This is a genomic window from Agromyces litoreus (assembly GCF_040496015.1).
GTDB classification, from domain to species: Bacteria; Actinomycetota; Actinomycetes; order Actinomycetales; family Microbacteriaceae; genus Agromyces; species Agromyces litoreus.
In genome coordinates, this window is sequence record NZ_JBEPKA010000018.1 from 25199 (window position 1) to 43889 (window position 18691).

General features: G+C 73.2%; 21 protein-coding genes. 12 read left to right on the forward strand and 9 right to left on the reverse strand.

Annotated features, from left to right (window positions below; translation table 11 throughout):
• The first annotated feature begins 37 nt into the window (after positions 1 to 37).
• Entirely contained in the window at positions 38 to 718 is a 681-nt protein-coding gene (locus tag ABME01_RS13155) for a lysoplasmalogenase (RefSeq protein ID WP_353828878.1), read from the forward strand.
• Here ABME01_RS13155 and ABME01_RS13160 read toward each other — a convergent pair.
• Both ABME01_RS13160 and ABME01_RS13165 read right to left on the reverse strand, forming a co-directional pair.
• Positions 648 to 1028 (reverse strand): protealysin inhibitor emfourin, encoded by a 381-nt coding sequence (locus ABME01_RS13160; protein ID WP_353828879.1) that lies wholly within the window; start codon positions 1026 to 1028, stop codon positions 648 to 650. The two genes, ABME01_RS13155 and ABME01_RS13160, sit on opposite strands and share 71 nt — an antisense overlap.
• Before the next feature lie 10 nt (positions 1029 to 1038).
• Positions 1039 to 2184, reverse strand: coding sequence for a M4 family metallopeptidase (locus tag ABME01_RS13165; protein ID WP_436407436.1), 1146 nt, complete (start codon positions 2182 to 2184; stop codon positions 1039 to 1041).
• A gap of 104 nt (positions 2185 to 2288) precedes the next feature.
• Between ABME01_RS13165 and ABME01_RS13170 the strand changes: the two genes are divergently transcribed.
• The gene (locus tag ABME01_RS13170) at positions 2289 to 3131 is read left to right on the forward strand and encodes a CPBP family intramembrane glutamic endopeptidase (RefSeq protein WP_353828881.1); all 843 of its coding nucleotides are present in this window, start codon (positions 2289 to 2291) and stop codon (positions 3129 to 3131) included.
• Positions 3132 to 3155: 24 nt separating this feature from the next.
• On the opposite strand, the gene ABME01_RS13175 is transcribed toward ABME01_RS13170, so the two are convergent.
• Genes ABME01_RS13175 through ABME01_RS13185 form a run of 3 tightly spaced genes read right to left on the reverse strand, consistent with a single transcriptional unit; the run spans position 3156 to position 5175 of the window.
• Positions 3156 to 3620, reverse strand: coding sequence for a hypothetical protein (locus ABME01_RS13175; protein ID WP_353828882.1), 465 nt, complete (start codon positions 3618 to 3620; stop codon positions 3156 to 3158).
• Between the two features lie 38 nt (positions 3621 to 3658).
• Entirely contained in the window at positions 3659 to 4027 is a 369-nt protein-coding gene (locus tag ABME01_RS13180; RefSeq protein ID WP_353828883.1) for a DUF488 domain-containing protein, read from the reverse strand.
• Positions 4028 to 4071: 44 nt separating this feature from the next.
• Positions 4072 to 5175 (reverse strand): FAD-dependent oxidoreductase, encoded by a 1104-nt coding sequence (locus ABME01_RS13185; RefSeq protein ID WP_353828884.1) that lies wholly within the window; start codon positions 5173 to 5175, stop codon positions 4072 to 4074.
• A gap of 178 nt (positions 5176 to 5353) precedes the next feature.
• On the opposite strand from ABME01_RS13185, the gene rpsO reads away from it, so the two are divergent.
• Entirely contained in the window at positions 5354 to 5623 is a 270-nt protein-coding gene (gene rpsO / locus ABME01_RS13190) for a 30S ribosomal protein S15 (RefSeq protein ID WP_353828885.1), read from the forward strand.
• Positions 5624 to 5749: 126 nt separating this feature from the next.
• Here the strand turns inward: rpsO and ABME01_RS13195 are convergent, their stop codons facing one another.
• Positions 5750 to 6298 carry a CGNR zinc finger domain-containing protein gene (locus ABME01_RS13195; RefSeq protein WP_353828886.1) on the reverse strand — a complete coding sequence of 183 codons (549 nt, stop codon included), beginning with the start codon at positions 6296 to 6298 and terminating at the stop codon, positions 5750 to 5752.
• A 93-nt stretch (positions 6299 to 6391) separates the two neighbouring features.
• On the opposite strand from ABME01_RS13195, the gene ABME01_RS13200 reads away from it, so the two are divergent.
• The 7 genes from ABME01_RS13200 (at position 6392) to ABME01_RS13230 (ending at position 13659) form a co-directional block, all read left to right on the forward strand.
• Positions 6392 to 7501, forward strand: a complete 1110-nt coding sequence (locus ABME01_RS13200; protein ID WP_353828887.1) for an EamA family transporter — start codon at positions 6392 to 6394, stop codon at positions 7499 to 7501.
• Between the two features lie 9 nt (positions 7502 to 7510).
• Complete coding sequence (locus ABME01_RS13205) at positions 7511 to 8398, forward strand: LLM class flavin-dependent oxidoreductase (RefSeq protein ID WP_353828888.1); 888 nt, start codon at positions 7511 to 7513, stop codon at positions 8396 to 8398.
• Positions 8399 to 8433: 35 nt separating this feature from the next.
• Positions 8434 to 9036, forward strand: a complete 603-nt coding sequence (locus tag ABME01_RS13210) for a hypothetical protein (protein ID WP_353828889.1) — start codon at positions 8434 to 8436, stop codon at positions 9034 to 9036.
• Between the two features lie 186 nt (positions 9037 to 9222).
• Positions 9223 to 10869 (forward strand): M28 family peptidase, encoded by a 1647-nt coding sequence (locus tag ABME01_RS13215; protein ID WP_353828890.1) that lies wholly within the window; start codon positions 9223 to 9225, stop codon positions 10867 to 10869.
• Positions 10870 to 10957: 88 nt separating this feature from the next.
• Positions 10958 to 11743, forward strand: coding sequence for a fructosamine kinase family protein (locus tag ABME01_RS13220; RefSeq protein ID WP_353828891.1), 786 nt, complete (start codon positions 10958 to 10960; stop codon positions 11741 to 11743).
• 72 nt (positions 11744 to 11815) lie between these two features.
• Positions 11816 to 13036, forward strand: coding sequence for an LLM class flavin-dependent oxidoreductase (locus ABME01_RS13225; protein ID WP_353828892.1), 1221 nt, complete (start codon positions 11816 to 11818; stop codon positions 13034 to 13036).
• Positions 13033 to 13659 carry a CE1759 family FMN reductase gene (locus ABME01_RS13230; RefSeq protein ID WP_353828893.1) on the forward strand — a complete coding sequence of 209 codons (627 nt, stop codon included), beginning with the start codon at positions 13033 to 13035 and terminating at the stop codon, positions 13657 to 13659. The genes ABME01_RS13225 and ABME01_RS13230 overlap by 4 nt, the downstream gene beginning before the upstream one ends.
• 54 nt (positions 13660 to 13713) lie before the next feature.
• On the opposite strand, the gene ABME01_RS13235 is transcribed toward ABME01_RS13230, so the two are convergent.
• Positions 13714 to 13920, reverse strand: a complete 207-nt coding sequence (locus tag ABME01_RS13235; RefSeq protein WP_353828894.1) for a hypothetical protein — start codon at positions 13918 to 13920, stop codon at positions 13714 to 13716.
• A 269-nt stretch (positions 13921 to 14189) separates the two neighbouring features.
• On the opposite strand from ABME01_RS13235, the gene ABME01_RS13240 reads away from it, so the two are divergent.
• Positions 14190 to 14675, forward strand: coding sequence for a hypothetical protein (locus ABME01_RS13240; RefSeq protein ID WP_353828895.1), 486 nt, complete (start codon positions 14190 to 14192; stop codon positions 14673 to 14675).
• A 77-nt stretch (positions 14676 to 14752) separates the two neighbouring features.
• Here the strand turns inward: ABME01_RS13240 and ABME01_RS13245 are convergent, their stop codons facing one another.
• Together ABME01_RS13245 and ABME01_RS13250 are read right to left on the reverse strand one after the other, a co-directional pair.
• On the reverse strand, positions 14753 to 14959 hold the full coding sequence (locus tag ABME01_RS13245) for a dodecin family protein (protein ID WP_353828896.1): 207 nt from the start codon (positions 14957 to 14959) through the stop codon (positions 14753 to 14755).
• A 173-nt stretch (positions 14960 to 15132) separates the two neighbouring features.
• Positions 15133 to 16053, reverse strand: a complete 921-nt coding sequence (locus ABME01_RS13250) for a hypothetical protein (protein ID WP_353828897.1) — start codon at positions 16051 to 16053, stop codon at positions 15133 to 15135.
• A gap of 283 nt (positions 16054 to 16336) precedes the next feature.
• Here ABME01_RS13250 and ABME01_RS13255 point away from each other — a divergent pair, with 283 nt between their 5' ends.
• Complete coding sequence (locus ABME01_RS13255; RefSeq protein WP_353828898.1) at positions 16337 to 18403, forward strand: glycosyltransferase; 2067 nt, start codon at positions 16337 to 16339, stop codon at positions 18401 to 18403.
• Positions 18404 to 18691 lie beyond the last annotated feature (288 nt).

The following is an 18691-nucleotide window of genomic DNA, read 5'->3' on the forward strand; positions in this document are numbered from 1 at the left end:
CCCGGCCACTGCGCCCCCGTCGCCCACGCGGACGCGCATGGCGCTCGCGTTCGCGCCGTACGCCGCGCTCGGGCTCGTGCACCTCGCCGCCCTCGGGCTCGGCTCGCCCGCTGCGGTGACCGCCTCGAAGCTCCTGCTGATGCCCGCGCTCGCGGCGGCCGTCCTGTTCGCCCGGCCTCCTCGTGGCGCGGTCGCGGGCCTCCTCTTCGCGGCGATCGCGCTCTCATGGGGTGGTGACGCGCTGCTCACGGCACCGGGCGACGGATGGTTCGTGGCAGGCCTGTGCTCGTTCCTCGCTGCGCACGTCGCCTACGTGCTGCTCTTCCTGCGCCTGCCGCCCGGGCGACGCCGCCTGCCGTGGTGGACGGCGGTGTACGTCGCGTGGTTCGCGGGCTTCCTCGCCCTCCTCGCGCCGGGACTGGGTGCGCTGGCGGCGCCGGTCGTCGTGTACGGCGTGGTGCTCGGCACGATGGCCGCGCTCGCCGGCGGCGTGGGCGGCGCCGTCGCGTTCGGCGGCGCGTGCTTCGTCGTCTCGGACTCGGTGCTGGCGCTCGGGCGGTTCCTGCCCGGCTACGAGTTCGCCGCCCACGACCTCGTGGTGATGTCGACGTACCTCGTCGCGCAGGGGCTGATCGCGTGGGGGGTGCTCAGGCGCGTCGCCCCGGCGATCCCGACTCCGCCTCGGGCTCCTGCCCGGGTGCCGACTCCGGCGCGGTAGCCGGCGCGGGCGCCCCACGACCGCCCGCGTCCGGCCGCGCTCGCTCGGGTTCGGCCCGCTCGCGGACCCGGTCGACCAGGTCGCGCCACGGCCCGGTCACCTGCCGCTCCGCGAGGGTCGCCTCGTGCGACGCGCAGCGGATGCGGTACGTGTAGCGGTCCGGCTCGGGCGGTGCCGGCGCCGCGTCGCTCCACGGCAGCCGTTCGACGAGGAGCGTCCACTCCTCGGGATCGGGCTGGTCGTCGACCTGCACGGTCCACGTGAGGCGGAGCCCCGCGAGGCCGCCGCTGCGCGAGACCTCGACCTCCATGATCCGGATGCTACTCCGGTTCGACGCCCACGGCGCGCCATCCGGCGGCGACGGCCGCGGCCTCGCGGGAACCCGTGCCGAAGCGTGATCGCGCGGCGGCGAGCGTGGCGGCCGAGAACACCGAGAAGCCGTCGTCCGGGCCGAGCACGCCGTCGGTGAGGGTGTCGTACCAGGCGTGTCCGACGTGCTCCCACGCGAAGCCCCCGAGCTCGACCGCCGCGAGCGCGAACGCCCGGTTGGGGATGCCGGAGTTCAGGTGCACGCCGCCGTTGTCGGCGTCGGTCCGGATGAAGTCGCGCAGGTGCGCGGGCTGCGGATCGCGCCCGAGCACGTCGTCGTCGTACGCGGTGCCCGGTTCGAGCATCGAACGCAGTGCACGGCCCTCGACGAGCGGCGTGAACACGCCCTCTCCGATGAGCCAGGTGGCGGCCCCGGCGTCCTGGCCCATCGCGTACTGCTCGACGAGCGCGCCGAAGACGTCGGAGACGTGCTCGTTCAGCGCGCCCGACTCGTCGCGGTAGCGCAGCCGCGCGGTGGCCTCGGTGAGGCCGTGCGTCAGCTCGTGCCCGATGACGCTCAGCGACTGCGTGAAGCCGCGGAAGACCTCGCCGTCGCCGTCGCCGAAGACCATCCGCTCGCCGTCCCAGAAGGCGTTGTCGTAGCGATCGCCGAAGTGGACCGTCGCCTCGAGCGGTGCGCCGCAGCCGTCGATGGCGTCGCGGCCGTACGCGCGGGCGAAGAGCGCGAAGACCTCGCCGAGCCCGTCGTACGCCTCGTCGGCGTCGGCGTCGCCTGTCGACGGCTCGCCCTCGGCCCGGACGAGTCGCCCGGGGAGCGTCTCGATGCCCTCGGCGTCGGAGATGCGTCGGTCGGGCGCCGGCTCGGGCGCGAGGCCGACCCCCTCGCCCGGGTGCTCCCCGACGGCCGTTGGGCCGGGCCGGTCGGCGACCAGGCCCGGGCGCTCATGCGGCGGGAAGGTGGACGGCAGGCCCTCCGCCCGCAGCTCGCGCATCGGATCGTCGCGCACCAGCGAGCGACGGGCCGCCTCGGCGGCGATGTCGTAGTGCTCCTCGGCGGCGGCGATGCGCAGCAGCAGGTACGGCGGCACGATCCCGGCGCGGCGGCTCGGGATGCGGCGGGCGGGCGCAGGCGACATCCGGGTCATGGCTCGATGCTGACATGCGCCGCCGACAGGTCGGGGCGCCCCGCCGCGCTCCGCCGGGACCCGCGCGCCGAGCCCGGTCGTGCGAAGCTGGAGGGGTGACCGCCGCCGTCGCCGCACCGCCAGAGGTGCGCACACACCCGATCGCGGTCGTGCCTGCCCTGATCGTCTGCTCCGCGGCCGTGCTGCTCTTCGGGTTCCAGGAGCGTGTGCCGGGCTACGTGCTGCTGGTGGCGGGACTCGTGGCCGCATGGCTCGCCGACCGGTCGGGCCGGACCGAGCGCCTCATGCCCGACCTCGCGCTCATCGCGATCGGCCAGGCGATCATCTCGACGATGTCGCTGAGGGCCGACCTGTCCGACGAGGCGATGGTGCGATTCGCGCTCGTGCTCGGCTCCGCGGTCGCCGTGCCGTACGTGATCTCGCGGTTCCTCTACCGCGAGCGCGTCATCCGCTTCCCGTGGCGCACCGGCCGGCGCTGGACCCGCACGCAGTGGGCGTACCTGATCGTCGTGACGACCGCCGGATGGCTCATCCTGCCGTTCTACTTCATCACCTCGGGCGTGTACGAGAACTGGCCCACCGTGACCGAGCCCGGCGAGATCGCGCGCCTGTTCGTCGGGGTGAACGCGGTCGGCACGTGGGACGAGCTGTTCTTCATCTGCACCGTGTTCGCGCTGCTGCGCCGGCACCTGCCGACGTGGCAGGCGAACCTGCTGCAGGCGATCGTGTTCGTGTCGTTCCTGTGGGAGCTCGGCTACCAGTCGTGGGGACCGCTCCTGACCATCCCCTTCGCCCTGGTGCAGGGGTACACGTTCAAGCTCACCAAGTCGCTCACCTACGTGCTGATCGTGCACCTCATCTTCGACGCGGTCGTGTTCTGCGTGATCGTGTACGCGCACAACGGGTGGCCGGCGATCTTCCCGCTGGTCCCGGCGTGAGTCGACGCGCGGTCCCGGCCCGGCTCAGGGCCGGCGCGACCGCCGGAGCGCGAGCGCCGAGCCGGTCATGAGCGTGACGCCGCCGGCGATGGCCGCCGCGCCCACCGTCCATTCCAGGGGGCCGGGAGGCTCGGGCGGCGTCTCGAACGCGGTGCCCGGGCCGCCGACGTACACCGTCGCCGTCGACCCGACGGCGAGCGTGTCGCTCCGGACCTCGGCGAGCGAGCCGTCGGGCAGCTCGACGCCCACGATGCGGAAGGGGACGAGCCGGCTCCCGCGTCGGTCGGCGACGAGCCGTTCGTCGACGCGCTCGTCGACGACGATCGCCGTGACCGGCTCGGTGGCGAGCGCGGCACGACCGGACGTCTCGCCGATCGCCCCGATCCCGGCCGCGCCGAGCGCCAGCGCGCCCACGGCGAGCACGAGGGCCGTGAGGCGGCGGGGCGGGTAGCCCGCGCGATCGTCCGTTCGTCCTCGTACGTCGGCCATCGGACCAGCGACCTTCCGGGTGCGCAGCGCCCGGGGGCTCAGCCTCCCACGTCCGCACCCTGCGTGGCGAGCCACTCCAACAGCACCGTCGCGTGGTTGCGCCCGACGTCGCGCGAGCCGAACAGCAGCGTGACCCGCTCGTTCGACCGGCCGGACTCGAGCAGCGCCGTCGCGGCCTCGCTCCCGTCGAGTTCGGCGCGATAGCGAGCCGCGTACTCGTCGAAGCGCTCGGGCTCGGCGCGATGCCACTCGGTGCGCAGGCCGGGGGAGGGCGCGACGTCCTTCGCCCACTCGTCGAGCTCGGCGCCCTCCTTGGAGATGCCGCGCGGCCAGAGGCGGTCGACGAGCACGCGGCGACCGTCGGCGGGGTCGGGCGCGTCGTACACGCGCTTGGCGACGAAGCCCATGGCGACAGTCTGCCCGCGGCGGGCGAGCGCGGCAACGAGGCCCCTCAGGCCGCGATCGCCTCGCGTCGATCGGCGACGATGTGCCGGACCGCCGCGCGCCCCGCGCGGTTCGCCCCGATGGTCGACTGGCTCGGTCCGTAGCCGATCAGGAACAGGCGCGGCTCGTCGAGGGCACGGGTGTCGGCGACGCGGATGCCGCCGGCGCGGGTGCGCAGCCGGAGCGGGGCGAGGTGGTCGAGGGCCGGTCGGAACCCCGTCGCCCAGAGGATCGCGTCTGCGGCGATGAACGAGCCGTCGGGCATCCGCACGCCGTCCTCCTCGATGGCGGTGAACATCGGATGGCGCTCCAGCACGCCGCGCGCCTGCGCGGCCCGGGCCCACGGGGTCCAGTGCATGCCCGTCACCGAGATCACGCTGCCGGGCGGGAGCCCCTCGCGCACGCGCGCCTCGACACCCGCGATGGCCGCGCTGCGCGCGGGCAGGTCGAAGTCCCCCTCGATCCAGTGCGGCTCGCGTCGCGTCACCCAGAACGTGTCGGCGACGTGCGAGATCTCGTCGAGCAGCTGCACGGCCGAGACGCCGGCGCCGACGATCACCACGCGCTCGCCCGCGAATTCGTCGGCCGAGACGTAGTCGGCGACGTGCAGCTGCCGGCCGCGGAAGCGCTCGATGCCGGGCGAGTACGGGCGGAACGGCCGCGTCCAGGTGCCGGTCGCATTGACGACGTACCGGGCCGCCCAGGTGCCGCGGTCGGTCTCGACCAGGAGTCGGCCGGCCGGGTCGTCGTCGGCGCGGCGCACGGCCCGAACCTGCACGGGTCGTCGCACGTCGAGCTCGAACCGCTGCTCGTACTCGGCGAAGTACGGCGGCAGGACGTCGCGGCTCGCCGCAGCCGGATCGGCGGGCGGCACCGGGTACCCGGGCAGTTCGTGGATGCCGTTCACGGTCGCCATCCGCAGCGACGCCCATCGGTGCTGCCACGCGCCGCCCGGCGCCGGACTCGCGTCGAGCACGACGAACGTGCCTGCGGCATCGGAGTCACCCGTGAGGGGCGCGAACCCGCGTCGACGCAGGTGGTGGGCGGCGGAGAGGCCGGCCTGGCCCGCGCCGATCACGGCGACGTCGACTGGCAGCGCATCCACGTTCATGGGAACGGCCCTGCGGGGGACGGTATTCCGTTCGGCCCGGGCGCCGCGGCGTCGGCGGCGGGCCGGCGCGATCCGCTCTGCTAGACTCTTGAGGTTGCCGTGAACCGGCCGCGCATCAAGAGAGCCCGAGGCACGAGGCCCCGGGCAGCGCGCAACGACAAGGAAGGGGATCCCATCTATGGCACTGGATGCAGACACCAAGAAGGCGATCATCGACGAGTACGCGACGCACCCCGGTGACACTGGATCCCCCGAGGTCCAGATCGCGATCCTCAGCAAGCGGATCAAGGACCTCACCGAGCACCTGAAGGAGCACAAGCACGACCACCACTCGCGTCGTGGCCTGCTGCTCCTCGTCGGTCAGCGTCGTCGTCTGCTCGGCTACCTGGCCGACGTGGACATCAACCGCTACCGCTCGCTCATCGAGCGTCTCGGGCTGCGCCGCTGAGCGCATTCCCGCGCGGCTCTCGATGACCCCGCGAACTTCTTCCGAAGGCCCCCGGCCGCGCCACGGCGCGACGGGGGCCTTCGTCATGCGCGGGCCGGCCGGCCGCCCCGAGCGGTGCCGGTCCGGTCAGTCGGCGCTCCGGGCGCGGTAGGCGCGCGTCGCCATCCGGTTGCCGCATCGGGTGCTGCAGTAGCGCTTCGAGGCGTTCTTCGAGAGGTCGACGAAGACGCCCGCGCAGTCGTCGGCCTCGCAGCGCGCCAGGCGGTCGGTGCCGTCGGCCCGGATCACGTCGACGAGCGCCATCGCGGCCTCGACGAGCATGCGCTCGGCCAGCGGCGACTCCTGCGAGACGGCGTGGATGTGCCAGTCGAGGCCGTCGTGCCGGACGAGCCGGGGGATGGCGTGCGCCTCGTCGAGGATCGCGTTGACCTCGGCGGCCATGGGGTCGCGCTCGAGGGTCCAGATGCCGCGGACGCGCTCGCGCACCCCGCGCACCTCGGCGAGCTCGCGCTCGTCGCCGTCGCGCCGCCCGGAGAACGCCCATCCGTCGAGGAGGGCGGCCAGTTCGGCGGTCGTGACGAGCTCGTCCTCGCCCGACTCCGAGGCGCCGGGGACCGTGTCGGCCACGGCCGCCATGAAGCCGAGCGCGGCCACGGTGTCATCGGTGAAAATCATTTGACTCCTGACATTGCCGGCAGTACCGTAACGAGCATAACGGCGTTCGGTCATGACATGGCCGACGGCGTGCGGACTGTGGAGGAGGCGGCCGTGCGTGCATCACGGGGGATCGTCGGGATCGTCATCGGCCTCGCGGCCGGGCTCGCGTTCGGAGCGGGCGGCGTCTTCGTCAAGCCGCTGCTCGAAGCCGGATGGTCGCCGGGCGCGGCCGTCCTCGCGCGCATCTCGATCGCCGCGGCACTGCTCGTCGTCCCCGGTCTCATCGCGCTCCGGTTCGACCTCCGGCCACTCTGGCGGGCCAAGTGGATGGTGCTGCTCTACGGCGTCGTCGCGGTGGCCGGCGTGCAGGTCGCCTTCTACGCCTCGATCGAGCGCATCCCCGTGTCGATGACCCTGCTCATCGAGTACCTGGCACCGGTCGCGCTCGTGCTCCTCGCCTGGGTGCGCAGTCGCCGGATGCCGCAGCTCATCGTCCTCGGCGGGTCGGTGCTGGCGATCGGCGGGCTCGTGCTCGTGATCGGTCCCGGCGGCGGCGCGCTCGACCCGCTCGGCCTCGTGCTCGCCGGGATCGCCATGATCGGCGTCTGCGTCTACTACGCCATGGCCGAGCGCGCGACCGCGCAGGTACCGCCGGTCGCGCTCCTGGCCGCGGGATTCGTCGTCGGCGCGGTCGCGCTCGCACTCGTCGGCCTCCTGGGGGTGCTGCCCATGGAGGTGCGGCTGACCGACGTCCCCTTCCTCGGGGGCACCGCGCCCTGGTGGGCCCCGCTGGTCACCGTCGGCGCGATCTCGACGGCGTTCGCGTACACGGCGGGCGTCGCCTCGATCCGCCTGCTGGGCTCGCGGCTCGCCTCGTTCCTCGGCCTGTCCGAGGTGATCTTCGCCGGCATCGTCGGCTGGGTGCTGCTCGGCGAGGCCCTCGGGCCGCTGCAGCTCCTGGGCGGCGCCCTGATCCTCGGCGGCATCGTGCTCGTCAAGCTCGAGCGCGCCCCTCGGCCCGTCGCATCCGACGCGCCGGTCGTCGAACCGCTGCCCACGGCCGCCATCCGGATCGTCGAGGGTCCGGATGCCCCGGCGAGCGGGAGCGCGTCGGCCGGGGCCCGGGCCGCCGGCGACGGCGCGGCTCCGCGAGCGAGGCCGGACGGGGCGGCCGAGACGCGGGCCGACACCCCGACCGGGCCGATCGCGGCCCCGGCGTAGGCTCGGTCCATGCGCTTCGGCCTCGTCATCCTGCCCCAGTACGACTGGCCGGAGGCCGGGCGCCTCTGGCGTCGCGCGGAGGAGCTCGGCTTCGACCACGCGTGGACCTACGACCACCTCTCGTGGCGCGGGCTGGCGGGGGAGCGATGGCATGCCACCGTGCCGACCCTCACCGCCGCGGCGACGGTGACGGAGCGGATCCGCCTGGGCACGTTCGTGGCGAGCCCGAACTTCCGTCACCCGGTGCCGTTCGCGAAGGACATCGCGACGCTCGACCAGGTCTCGGGCGGGCGCGTCATCCTCGGCCTCGGCTCGGGCGGCACCGGCTTCGACGCGTTCGTGCTCGGGCGGGCCGAGCTCACGCCCCGCGAGCGGCACGAGCGGTTCCGCGAGTTCACCGAGGCGCTCGATGCGCTGCTCCGCTTCGAGCGCAGCTCGGGCGAGGGGATCTCCTACGCCGGCGAGCGCTACTCGGCAGTCTCGGCGCGCATGGTCGGCGAGCCGGCGCAGCATCCGCGCATGCCGTTCCTCATGGCGGCCAACGGCCCGAAGGCGATGCGGCTCGCCGCCCGGCACGGTCAGGGGTGGGTGACCACGGGCGGGGAGGCGGAGTCGGACACCGCGTGGTGGGACCACCTCGCGGGACTCGTCGCGCGCCTCGAGGACGCGCTCGCCGCCGAGGGTCGCGACCCCGAGGGGTTCGACCGGATGCTCTCGCTCGACAGCGAGGCGCGCTACTCGATGGCGAGCGTCGCGGCGTTCGAGGACGCCGTCGGGCGTGCGCGCGACCTGGGCTTCACCGACGTCGTGTCGCACCGCCCGCGCGAGCAGGGGCTCTACGCCGGGAGCGAGGACGTGCTCGACGAGATCGCCGCCCGGCTGCCCGAGCTCCGCTGAGGTCGATCGGGCGAGCCGGCGGGTAGCCTGTCGGGGTGTCCGCACCCCGCTTCGTCCCGCTGCTGCGCTGGGAGCCGTTGCCCTACCTCGTCCTCGTCGCGCTGCTCGTGCTCACCGGGGCCGTCCGGCCCGAGGCGGGGCCCTGGTACGCGGTCCTGGTCGCGGCGATCGTCGCGGCCGGGGCCTGGGTACTCCTGCTGTTCCTCCGCGAACGTCGCATGCGCAACCCCGACCCGATGGGCGACCTCGAGGACCTGGAGGCGTTGGAGCTCGTCGACGCCGAACCGGTGACCGCCGACGTGCGCACCGTGGTCCCCGTCGCCGACGCCCAGCGCCACCAGCCGGGGATCGACCTCGCGCGGCTGCACGGCGGAGCCGAGCAGCACGCGGTGCTCGTGCCGCGCGCACGGAGGTGGCTGTCGCCGAAGTACCGGATCGGGGTGCAGCTCGTCGGCGATGGCCGTCCCCGCCATGCCGGCTTCCTGGGCGACGCCGCCGACGAGAAGTGGCGCGATCGGCTCGACGCCGAGCGCGAGCGCGGGCGGTACGCGCGGGTGCCCGCTCGCATCACGGGCGCGTCACGCCCGCACGGCGTCGAGCTCGACCTCTCCGGGCTCGCGGCGGCGCTCGACGGCTGACCGACGCGGCGTGGTGCCGTGCCGCCGGGCAGCCGTGCCGATCGTCCCGATCAGGATGCCGGATACCGGACGATCGTCCCCTCTTTACGTGGAGGGATCCTCGAAGTCAAGTCTGTTGAGCGCGGATGACGACAAGTAGAGTCTCGCCTCAAGGGCGCCGACGACGGCTGCCCAGGAGGAGACACGATGTATCGAACGACACGGCTGTCCCGCCGCGCCGCGGTGCTCGCGACGAGTGCGTCAACGGTCGCCGCACTCGCGCTGGTGCCGGCCGGGGCCGCACTCGCCGCACCCGGCGGGAAGTCCTGCGACACTCGCAACAACAACACGATCGCCAAGCTGATGGAGTGCGTCGACGCCGACGGTGCAATGGAGCACCTGCAGGCGCTGCAGGACATCGCGGACGCGAACGGCGGCACCCGTGCCGCCGGCACCGAGGGCTACGAGCAGAGCGTCGACTACGTGGTCCAGACGCTCGAGGCGGCCGGATGGGACGTCTCGATCCACGAGTTCGACTTCACGTTCTTCGGTCCGGCGTCGCTGTCGCAGCTGACCCCGGTCGCCGCCGACTACGAGACCGGCGCGTTCTCCGGCACCGGCGCCGGTGACGTCTCGGGCAACGTGATCCCGGTCGACCTCGACCTCGGGCTCGGCAACGCGAGCACGAGCGGCTGCGAGGCGACGGACTTCGACGGGCTCGACTTCTCGGGCGACAACGACATCGCGCTCATCCAGCGCGGCGCGTGCAACTTCGGCAACAAGGCGCAGAACGCGGAGAACGCGGGCGCCGAGGCCGTGGTCATCTTCAACCAGGGCAACACCGAGGCCCGGAAGGACCTGATCGTCGCCAACGCCGCGACGCTCGGTGACGGGTCGCCGATCACCCACGGCATCCCGGTCGTCGGCGCCAGCTACGACGACGGCGTGGCCCTCGCCGCCGACGGCTCGACCGCGCACGTCTTCGTGCCGGAGCCCGAGTCGCGCCCGCAGAAGAACGTGATCGCCGAGAAGACCGGCGTGAACGACGACAACGTGGTCATGGCCGGCGCGCACCTCGACTCCGTCGAGGCCGGCCCCGGCATCAACGACAACGGCAGCGGTTCCGCCTCGCTCCTCGAGATCGCGGAGAACCTCAGCAAGATCAAGCCGCAGAACACGATCCGCCTCGCGTGGTGGGCCGCCGAGGAGGAGGGCCTGCTCGGGTCCGAGGCCTACGTCGCCGACCTCAGCCAGGAAGAGAAGGACCGCATCGCGCTGTACCTGAACTTCGACATGGTGGCCTCGCCGAACCACATCTTCATGGTGTACGACGGCGACGAGTCCGGTTGGGACGCCCCGGCGGGCGTGCCGATCCCCGAGGGTTCGGTGCAGATCGAGGACCTCTTCGAGAGCTACTTCACCTGGGCGGGCGTGCCGTACGACGACGCGCAGTTCAGCGGCCGGAGCGACTACCAGGCGTTCATCGAGAGCGACATCCCCGCGGGTGGCCTCTTCACGGGCGCCGAGGTCCTCAAGACCGAAGAGCAGGCGGCCATCTGGGGCGGCGTCGCCGGTGAGTCGTACGACCAGTGCTACCACCAGGCCTGCGACACGATCGACAACGTCAACCAGGCCGCGCTCGACGTCAACATCGACGCGATCGCCATGGCGATCCTCGCGTACGCCTACTCGACCGAGTCGGTCAACGGCGTCGCGGGTGTCGCGGTCCCGGGTGGCCTCTCGCTGCCGGCTCCGGCCGGCCCCGAGGGCACGGTCAACAACCCCGGTGGCGGCGGGCTCTCGCCCGACCACGACCACGACCACGGTCACCACGGTTCGCCCGAGACGGACTAGTCCGGATCGATCGACCAGCGGGGCCCGTAGCGCGAGCGACGGGCCCCGCTCCCGTTCGCCGGATGGGTCGGTGCGCGACACTGGGTCGATGCGGACGATCTTCAAGCGCCGGGCCGACGCCCCGGAGGGCTTCTTCGAGGCCGAGGCCGCGGGGCTCGCCTGGCTCGCCGACGCGCGCGGCGCGCGCATCGCGGCCGTCGCCGGTGTCGGGGCCGGCTGGATCGAGCTCGAGCGGGTCGATGACGTGCGCCCGACGCGCGTCGCGGCCACGGCGTTCGGGGCGGCACTCGCCGGGACGCACGCGGCCGGCGCCGAGGCGTTCGGCGCGCGGCCGGGCGGATGGCGCGGGCCGCTCTTCATCGGCCGGCGGGAGATGCCCGCGGAGCGCGACCGCTCGTGGGGTGCGTTCTACGCGCGCGACCGCGTGCGCCCGTTCCTGCCGGTCGCCGTCGGGGCGGGCCATCTCACCGATGCGGAGCTGGACGTCGTCGAGCGGGCGTGCGAGCTCATCTCCTCGGGCGTGTTCGACGACGACGAGCCGCCCGCGCGCCTGCACGGTGACCTGTGGAACGGCAACGTGCTCTGGTCCTCGGCGGGCGTCGTGCTCATCGATCCCGCGGCGCACGGCGGACACCGCGAGACCGACCTCGCCATGCTGCAGCTGTTCGGCTGCCCGTTCCTCGACGACGTGCTCGCCGCCTACGGTCGGGCGGCGCCGCTCCGCGCGGGCTGGCGCGACCGCGTGCCGCTGCACCAGCTGCATCCGCTCGCGGTCCATGCGGCGGGCCACGGGCGCGGTTACGGGGTCGCCCTCGCCGACGCGGCGGCGGCGGTCGTCCGTCTCGGGCGGACCCCGTCCGGCGTCCGGGAATAGTCGCACGGCCCCTCCCGTTCACCTCATTGCATGCAAACGCATGAAATGAGAGACGGAGCCCAGGAGGGCGACATGCAGTTCGGAATCTTCACCGTCAGCGACATCACGCAGGACCCCACGACCGGCCGCACCCCGAGCGAGGCCGAGCGGATCCAGGCGACGCTGACCATCGCCAGGCATGCGGAGGAGGTCGGCCTCGACGTCTTCGCGCTCGGCGAGCACCACAATCCGCCGTTCTGGTCGTCCTCGCCCACCACGACGCTCGCCTACATCGCGGGGCAGACCTCCACGCTGCAGCTGTCGACGGCCACGACGCTCATCACCACGAACGACCCGGTGAAGCTCGCCGAGGACTACGCGATGCTCCAGCACGTCTCCGGCGGTCGCGCCGACCTCATGCTCGGCCGCGGCAACACCGGCCCGGTCTACCCGTGGTTCGGCAAGGACATCCGGCAGGGCCTGCCCATCGCGATCGAGAGCTACGAGCTCCTGCACCGCCTCTGGCGGGAGGACATCGTCGACTGGGAGGGGAAGTTCCGCACCCCGCTGCAGGGCTTCACCGCGACGCCGCGCCCCCTCGACGGCGTGCCCCCGTTCGTCTGGCACGGCTCGATCCGCACGCCCGAGGTCGCCGAGCAGGCCGCGTTCTACGGCGACGGCTTCTTCGCCAACCACATCTTCTGGCCCGCGTACCACACGCAGCGCATGATCGCGCTGTACCGCCAGCGCTACGAGCACCACGGCCACGGCACCGCGGCGCAGGCGATCGTCGGGCTCGGCGGGCAGGTCTTCATGCGCAGGAACTCGCAGGACGCCGTGAACGAGTTCCGGCCCTACTTCGACAACGCGCCCGTCTACGGCCACGGCCCGAGCATGGAGGAATTCACGCAGCAGACGCCCCTCACCGTCGGCAGCCCGCAGGAGGTCATCGACCGCACCCTGGGATTCCGCGACTACGTCGGCGACTACCAGCGCCAGATGTGGCTCATCGACCACGCGGGCCTGCCCCTGAAGACCGTGCTCGAGCAGCTCGACCTGCTCGGCGAGGTGGTCGTGCCGGTGCTGCGCCGCGAGTTCGCGAAGGATCGTCCCGCCGACGTGCCCGACGCGCCCACCCACGCCTCGCTCGTGCGGGCGAAGTACGGCGACGGTGCGCCGCGCCAGGCCACGCCGAACGCGAACCGCGGCGACAACCTCACCCTCGGTTCGCCGTACCAGGATGCTCCGGTCCCGGCGGCATCCACCGGCTCGGCGTTCGGCCCCGCCGCGACCCGGAAGGAGGTCGTGCGATGACCACCCGCACGCTCGTCGTCATCTCGTCAGGGCTCTCGACCCCGAGTTCGAGCCGTCAGCTCGCCGACCGACTGCTCGCCGACAGCGCGTCGCTCCTGCAGGAGCGGGGCGTCGAGGTCGAGGCCCAGGTGTTCGAGCTGCGCGACCTGGCCCATGACATCACCAACCACCTGCTGATGGGCTTCGCGCCGCCGAAACTCCAGGAGGCGCTCGACGCGGTCGCGTCGGCCGACGGCCTCATCGTCGTCACGCCGATCTTCACGACGAGCTATGCCGGGTTGTTCAAGTCGTTCATCGACGTGATCGATCCGCAGGCGCTCACCGACCTCCCGGTGCTCATCGGCGCGACGGGCGGCACCCCGCGGCACTCCCTCGCGATCGACTACGCGATCCGGCCGCTGTTCACCTACCTGCACGCGATGCCGGTGACGACGGGCGTCTTCGCCGCGACCGGCGACTGGGGCGGCGGGGACGGCGTCCGTTCCCTCCCGGACCGCATCATGCGCGGGGCGACCGAGTTCGCCGGCCTCGTCGAGCGCACCGACCGCAGTGGGCTCGTCGGCGACCCCTTCGCCCTCGCGCGCCCGATGGGCCACCTGCTCGGCGGGCTCGCGGGGGAGTAGCGGCACGATTCGTGCAGCGGATGCCGCGGCGGGACCACCCGCCGCGGCATCCGCTCATCTGCGCCGGTCGGATGATCGAATCGCATCGGCGCCGAGGTGGCGCGAGTTCCCGAGGGTCGTGACCATGTCGACCAGGGCGGGGCCCACCCGGCCCGCCCGGTCCATCCGGGCCTGCATCTGCGCCCGGCCGTCGTCGTCGGACTCCCGCATCCGGTCCTCCGCGCCGACGTCGACGCGGTACAGCACCAGGTACCCCGTCATGGTCGATCCCTTCCCCGGGGCCCCTCGGCCGGACGGCGCGGAGCCCGTGCGACACGATCCGCGCGCCGCGCCCGAGGGGACATCCGAAAAAATGAGATTCCCTCACGAAAAGGGTTCCCGCGAACGGAGGGCCGGAGTAGCGTCCGGATCAGGAGCGTGGTCGAGGGACCGCGCACGCCTCGCACTCCCCGGCGACGGGCCACTACGGACGCGCGCACGCCTCGGTCGCCCTCCGCACCGAAACCCACCAACCCGAAAGAAGCTGCGCAATGTCCATTCGCAAGGCGTTCGCCGCGCTCGTCGCGGCCGCCGCACTCGTCCTGGTCGGGGCCGCCTCCCCAGCGATGGCGGGAAACCCGCACTTCATCAAGAACGCCACGAGCGCATCGCTCGACGGCGTCGACCTCGTCGTGCAGTTCAAGGAGGCCGGCCTCGAGTCCGGTTCCGTCGAGACGGTCGTCGCGAGCGCGGACCTCAGCGCCACGTACTCGTGCGTCAACGGCGGCAACCACGTCCCGGCGGACCCGAAGAAGACGACGGTCGATTCCAGGCTGGCCGCGAGCGGCGAGTTCGAGGCCGGGAAGAACGGCAACATCGTCGGTTCGCTGACGCTCGTTCCGACGCCGGCCGCCCAGGCGCTCGACTGCCCGCCCGGCCAGACGGCCACGCTCATCTCCGTGGTCTGGTCGAACGTGACGGTCGAGGACCTCGACAGCGGCGCGTTCATCGCACTGAAGGGCACCTTCAGCTCATGAGCCGCGGCTGACGCCGCAACGCCGCGGAGCCGGGACGGGGCATCCCCGTCCCGGCTCCTATGCGGAGTGCGGCGACGTCAGTCGTCGAGCACGAAGGTCACCTCGAGCGTGACCGACCACTCGACGATGCTCCCGCCCTCGACCTTGACCTTCTGCTCCTTCACCCAGGCGCCCCTGACCCCCCGGAGCGTCTCGACCGAGCGCGCGATGCCGACGTTGACGGCGTCCTCGAAGCTCCTCTCGGAGAAGGCGGTGATGGTGGTGACTCGTGCGACCGATGACATGGCGTTCCTCCCGTACGACGTCGGACGCTCCGGACGGCGCGTCCGGGCCCAATGATGCCGTCGCGGCCGTGCGGCCGCGAGGGGTTGACCCGCCGGCGCCCGGCGCGCGGCGGGACGGCGAACGGCCCCGCCGGCAGGTGCCGACGGGGCCGTCCTCGCGCGCGCTCAGGGGATCAGCACGTGATGCTGTAGTAGAAGTCCCCGTCGACCGGCGTCCCGTCCGGCTGGCGCAGCTGGACGTCGAACGCGTTGATCCACTCGGCGCTGTAGCTCGCGGAGGCGACGAGGTTCGCGTCGAACGGCGTCACCGAGTACGAGCAGAACCAGATGTCGTGGTCGACGACGAGCTCGTAGGCGCCGGTGCCGGTCTTCTCCACGTTCCAGAGGGTCGCGCCACCGGAGTCGAGCGAGCCGTCCGCGAGCAGGAGCCCGTGGTCGTTCAGCACGTAGTAGCCCGTGACGTCGATCAGCAGGTGGATCGAGCCCTTGTAGGGCTTCGTCGAGATGTCATAGGCCTGGTCGGGCAGGCCGAGCGGCAGCACGGTGGCGTCGCCGATGTCGACGCCCTTCGCGAAGGTCAGGGCCGTCGACGGGGGCTGCGCCTCGCCGTAGCCCCAGGCGCGGAGGTAGCCGCTGCCGGTGGGCGCGACCGCCTTCAGGCCCGCCGCGATGGCGACGGCGTTCTCCGGGATGCCGCAGCCGCCCGCGACGCCGCCCTGGCCCGAGAAGCCGGCGGTCCCGGTCACGTGGAAGTTGCGCAGCACCTGCGAGCCGATCTTGCCGCCCCCGAGACGCGTGTCGGCGATGCGGCACGGCGCGACGGGCACGAAGGTGGTGGCGGAGTTGCCGAGCAGGCCCGAGGCCTCGGCGGCGGACGCCGAGGCCGCATCGACGTCGGCGTGCAGGGCCTCGACCTCGGCGGCGTCGGCCTGGTACATCGCCGGAGCGTCGTCGGACGAGGGGACGAGGTCGGCTCGGTCGCCGGGCGCCGCCACGGCAGGGGCGAGCGCGAGGACGCTCGCCGTGACGATGGCACCGATGCCGGTGAGCGCGGTCGCCGTGAGGGCAGCGCCTCGCGTGGAGAGAGAGATCATTCAGGTGCTCCGAGTTCGGGTCGAACGCGCGCCCATGCAGGACGCGCGCGCCGGTCGACGTCGACCGAGGTGTGGGGATTCAGAGCATATTCACAACCGGAGCACCCACCCCTGTTCCGTGCCCGCTTCGTCATCCATCCGTGACCTTCGGGGTCTCCGAGCACGCCCCGCGTGGCCCTCGGCCGACCGATCGGGGAACGGGCGCGGTCCGCCCGGTGAATCCTCGTCGACCATCGGCGTCTCGACTCCGCTGGACACGCGCGACGGACCGACGCTTGCTCCCGTGAGAGTCGCACTGCTCGCCGAGTCCTTCCTCCCGCACATGAACGGCGTCACCCATTCGCTCCTCCAGGTGCTGCGCCACCTCGAGCGACGCGGACACGAGGCGCTCGTCATCGCGCCGCGCTCCGGTCACGTCGACCACGGGCTGCACGGGGCGCAGGCCACCTTCCTGCGATCGGTCCCGCTGCCGGGCTACCCCGCGGTCCGGATCGCGTTCGCGCGGGCGCGCCGGCTCGCGACCGAGCTCGCGGACTTCTCACCCGACGTGCTCCACCTCGCCTCGCCGTTCGTGCTCGGGTGGCAGGGCGTCCTCGCCGCAGAGCAGCTCGGCATCCCGAGCGTCGCGGTCTACCAGACCGACGTGCCCGCGTACGCCGAGCGCTACCGGGTCCCGGGCGCCGCGCCCATGCTCGCCGCGCACGTGGCGCGTCTGCACCGGCGGGCCACGCTCACGCTCGCGCCCTCGTCCTCGTCCACCCGGCAGCTCGAGGGCTACGGCGTCGAGCGCGTGCGACGCTGGGCCCGCGGGGTCGACACGGATCGGTTCCGTCCCGAACTGCGGTCGCCGGAATGGCGCCGTCGGTTCGCCGCGGACCACGAGGTGCTGGTCGGCTACGTCGGCCGGCTCGCCCCGGAGAAGCAGGTCGAGGACCTGCGCGTGCTCTCGGGGCTCGACGGCGTGCGCCTGGTCGTGATCGGCGACGGGCCGGACCGGGGCGCCCTCGAGGCGCTGCTGCCGGATGCGGCGTTCACGGGCTTCCTCGGCGGCTCCGAGCTCGCCGAGGCGATGGCGAGCCTCGACGTGTTCGTGCACCCGGGAGAGAGCGAGACGTTCTGCCAGACGATCCAGGAGGCCCACGCCAGCGGGGTTCCGGTGGTCGCGACCGGGCGCGGCGGCCCGCTCGACCTCGTGCACTCCAGTCGCGACGGCTGGCTCTACCGCCCCGGCGACCTCGACGAGCTCGCGGGGCGCGTGCGGGACCTCGCCGGCGACGCCTCGAAGCGGCGCGCGTTCGGTCGCGCGGCGCGCATCGGCGTCGCGGGACGGAGCTGGTCGAGCCTCGGCGATGAGCTGCTCGAGCACTACGCGTTCGCCGGGAGCCTGCACCGCGGCCAGGCGCCCGCGCTCGCGCACGCCCGGCCGGTCGAGCCGATCCCGTCGGCCGCGACCCCGATCGGCACCGCGGGCGTGCCCGGGAGTCCCTCCGCGATCGACGACGGGGCCGAACGCCTGGCGTCCGCGCCCGTGCGCGCCGTGCGGCCCGCGTGGCGACGCTACGTCGCCGTCGGCGACTCCGTCACCGAGGGCCTCTGCGACTCCTCGCGGATGGCGGCGGGCGAGTACCGCGGGTGGGCCGATCGCCTCGCCATGCTGCTCGCCCAGTCGGGCGACGGCATCGGCTACGCGAACCTCGCGGTGCGGAGCCGGCGCACGGCCGACGTCATCGACGGACAGCTGCCGCGCGCCGCCGAGTTCGGCGCCGACCTCGTCACGATCCTCGTCGGAGGCAACGACCTCGTCCGGGTCGACGCGCGACCCGACGTGCTCGTCGCGCGCCTCGGCGACGCCATCGAGGAGGTGCGCAGCCGCGGCGCGGACGTGCTCCTGGTCACCCCGTTCCTGCCGGCGCACGCGCGCCTCGGCGCGGTCAGAACCCGGTTCGAGCGGTTCGCGGACGGCATCGTCCCACGCGCGCACGACGCCGGCGCCCTCGTCCTCGACGCCTCGCGGCACACGGGCCTCACGGCGCGGGGCGTCTGGGCGGAGGACCGCGTGCACCTGAACTCCTCGGGGCACCGGGCGCTCGCCTACGCGGCGGCCGACGCGCTCGGCGTGCCGGACGCCGCGGCCCTCGCCGGACTCGACGCGGCACTGCACGGCGACGGCGACGAGCCCGACGCGCCGCCGCTCGCGACGGGCGAATGGCTCCGCCGGCACGCGGTGCCGTGGATCGGCCGGCGGATGCTGGGGCGCACAGCGGGGGACGGACGCGACCCGAAGCACGACGCGCTCGTGCACATCCCCGGCCGGCGGGACGAGTCCGCGCGCCGCGGAATGCACGCCTGACCGGGCGGTCCCGGCCGGCGCCTCCGCGGCCCGCTAGGTCGCGACACGCCGGACTGGTAGGCTCGCCGAGGATGCCCGCGTGGCATCCGCTCAATTCAACATGAGCTCGCGCCCGACGTCGGGCGCGCCGGAGCAGGCCGGCAGGAAGCTGGTCCCCTGTGGTGGCTTACCAAGCGCGAGCTTGGTGGACTTCTACTGGTGGCCAGCGCTGGCGGGTCAGCCCGATCCGCTGAGATCTGCCTGTTCCCTGCTCCTTGTTCACCTCGCGCGCCACACGGGCGGGCGAGC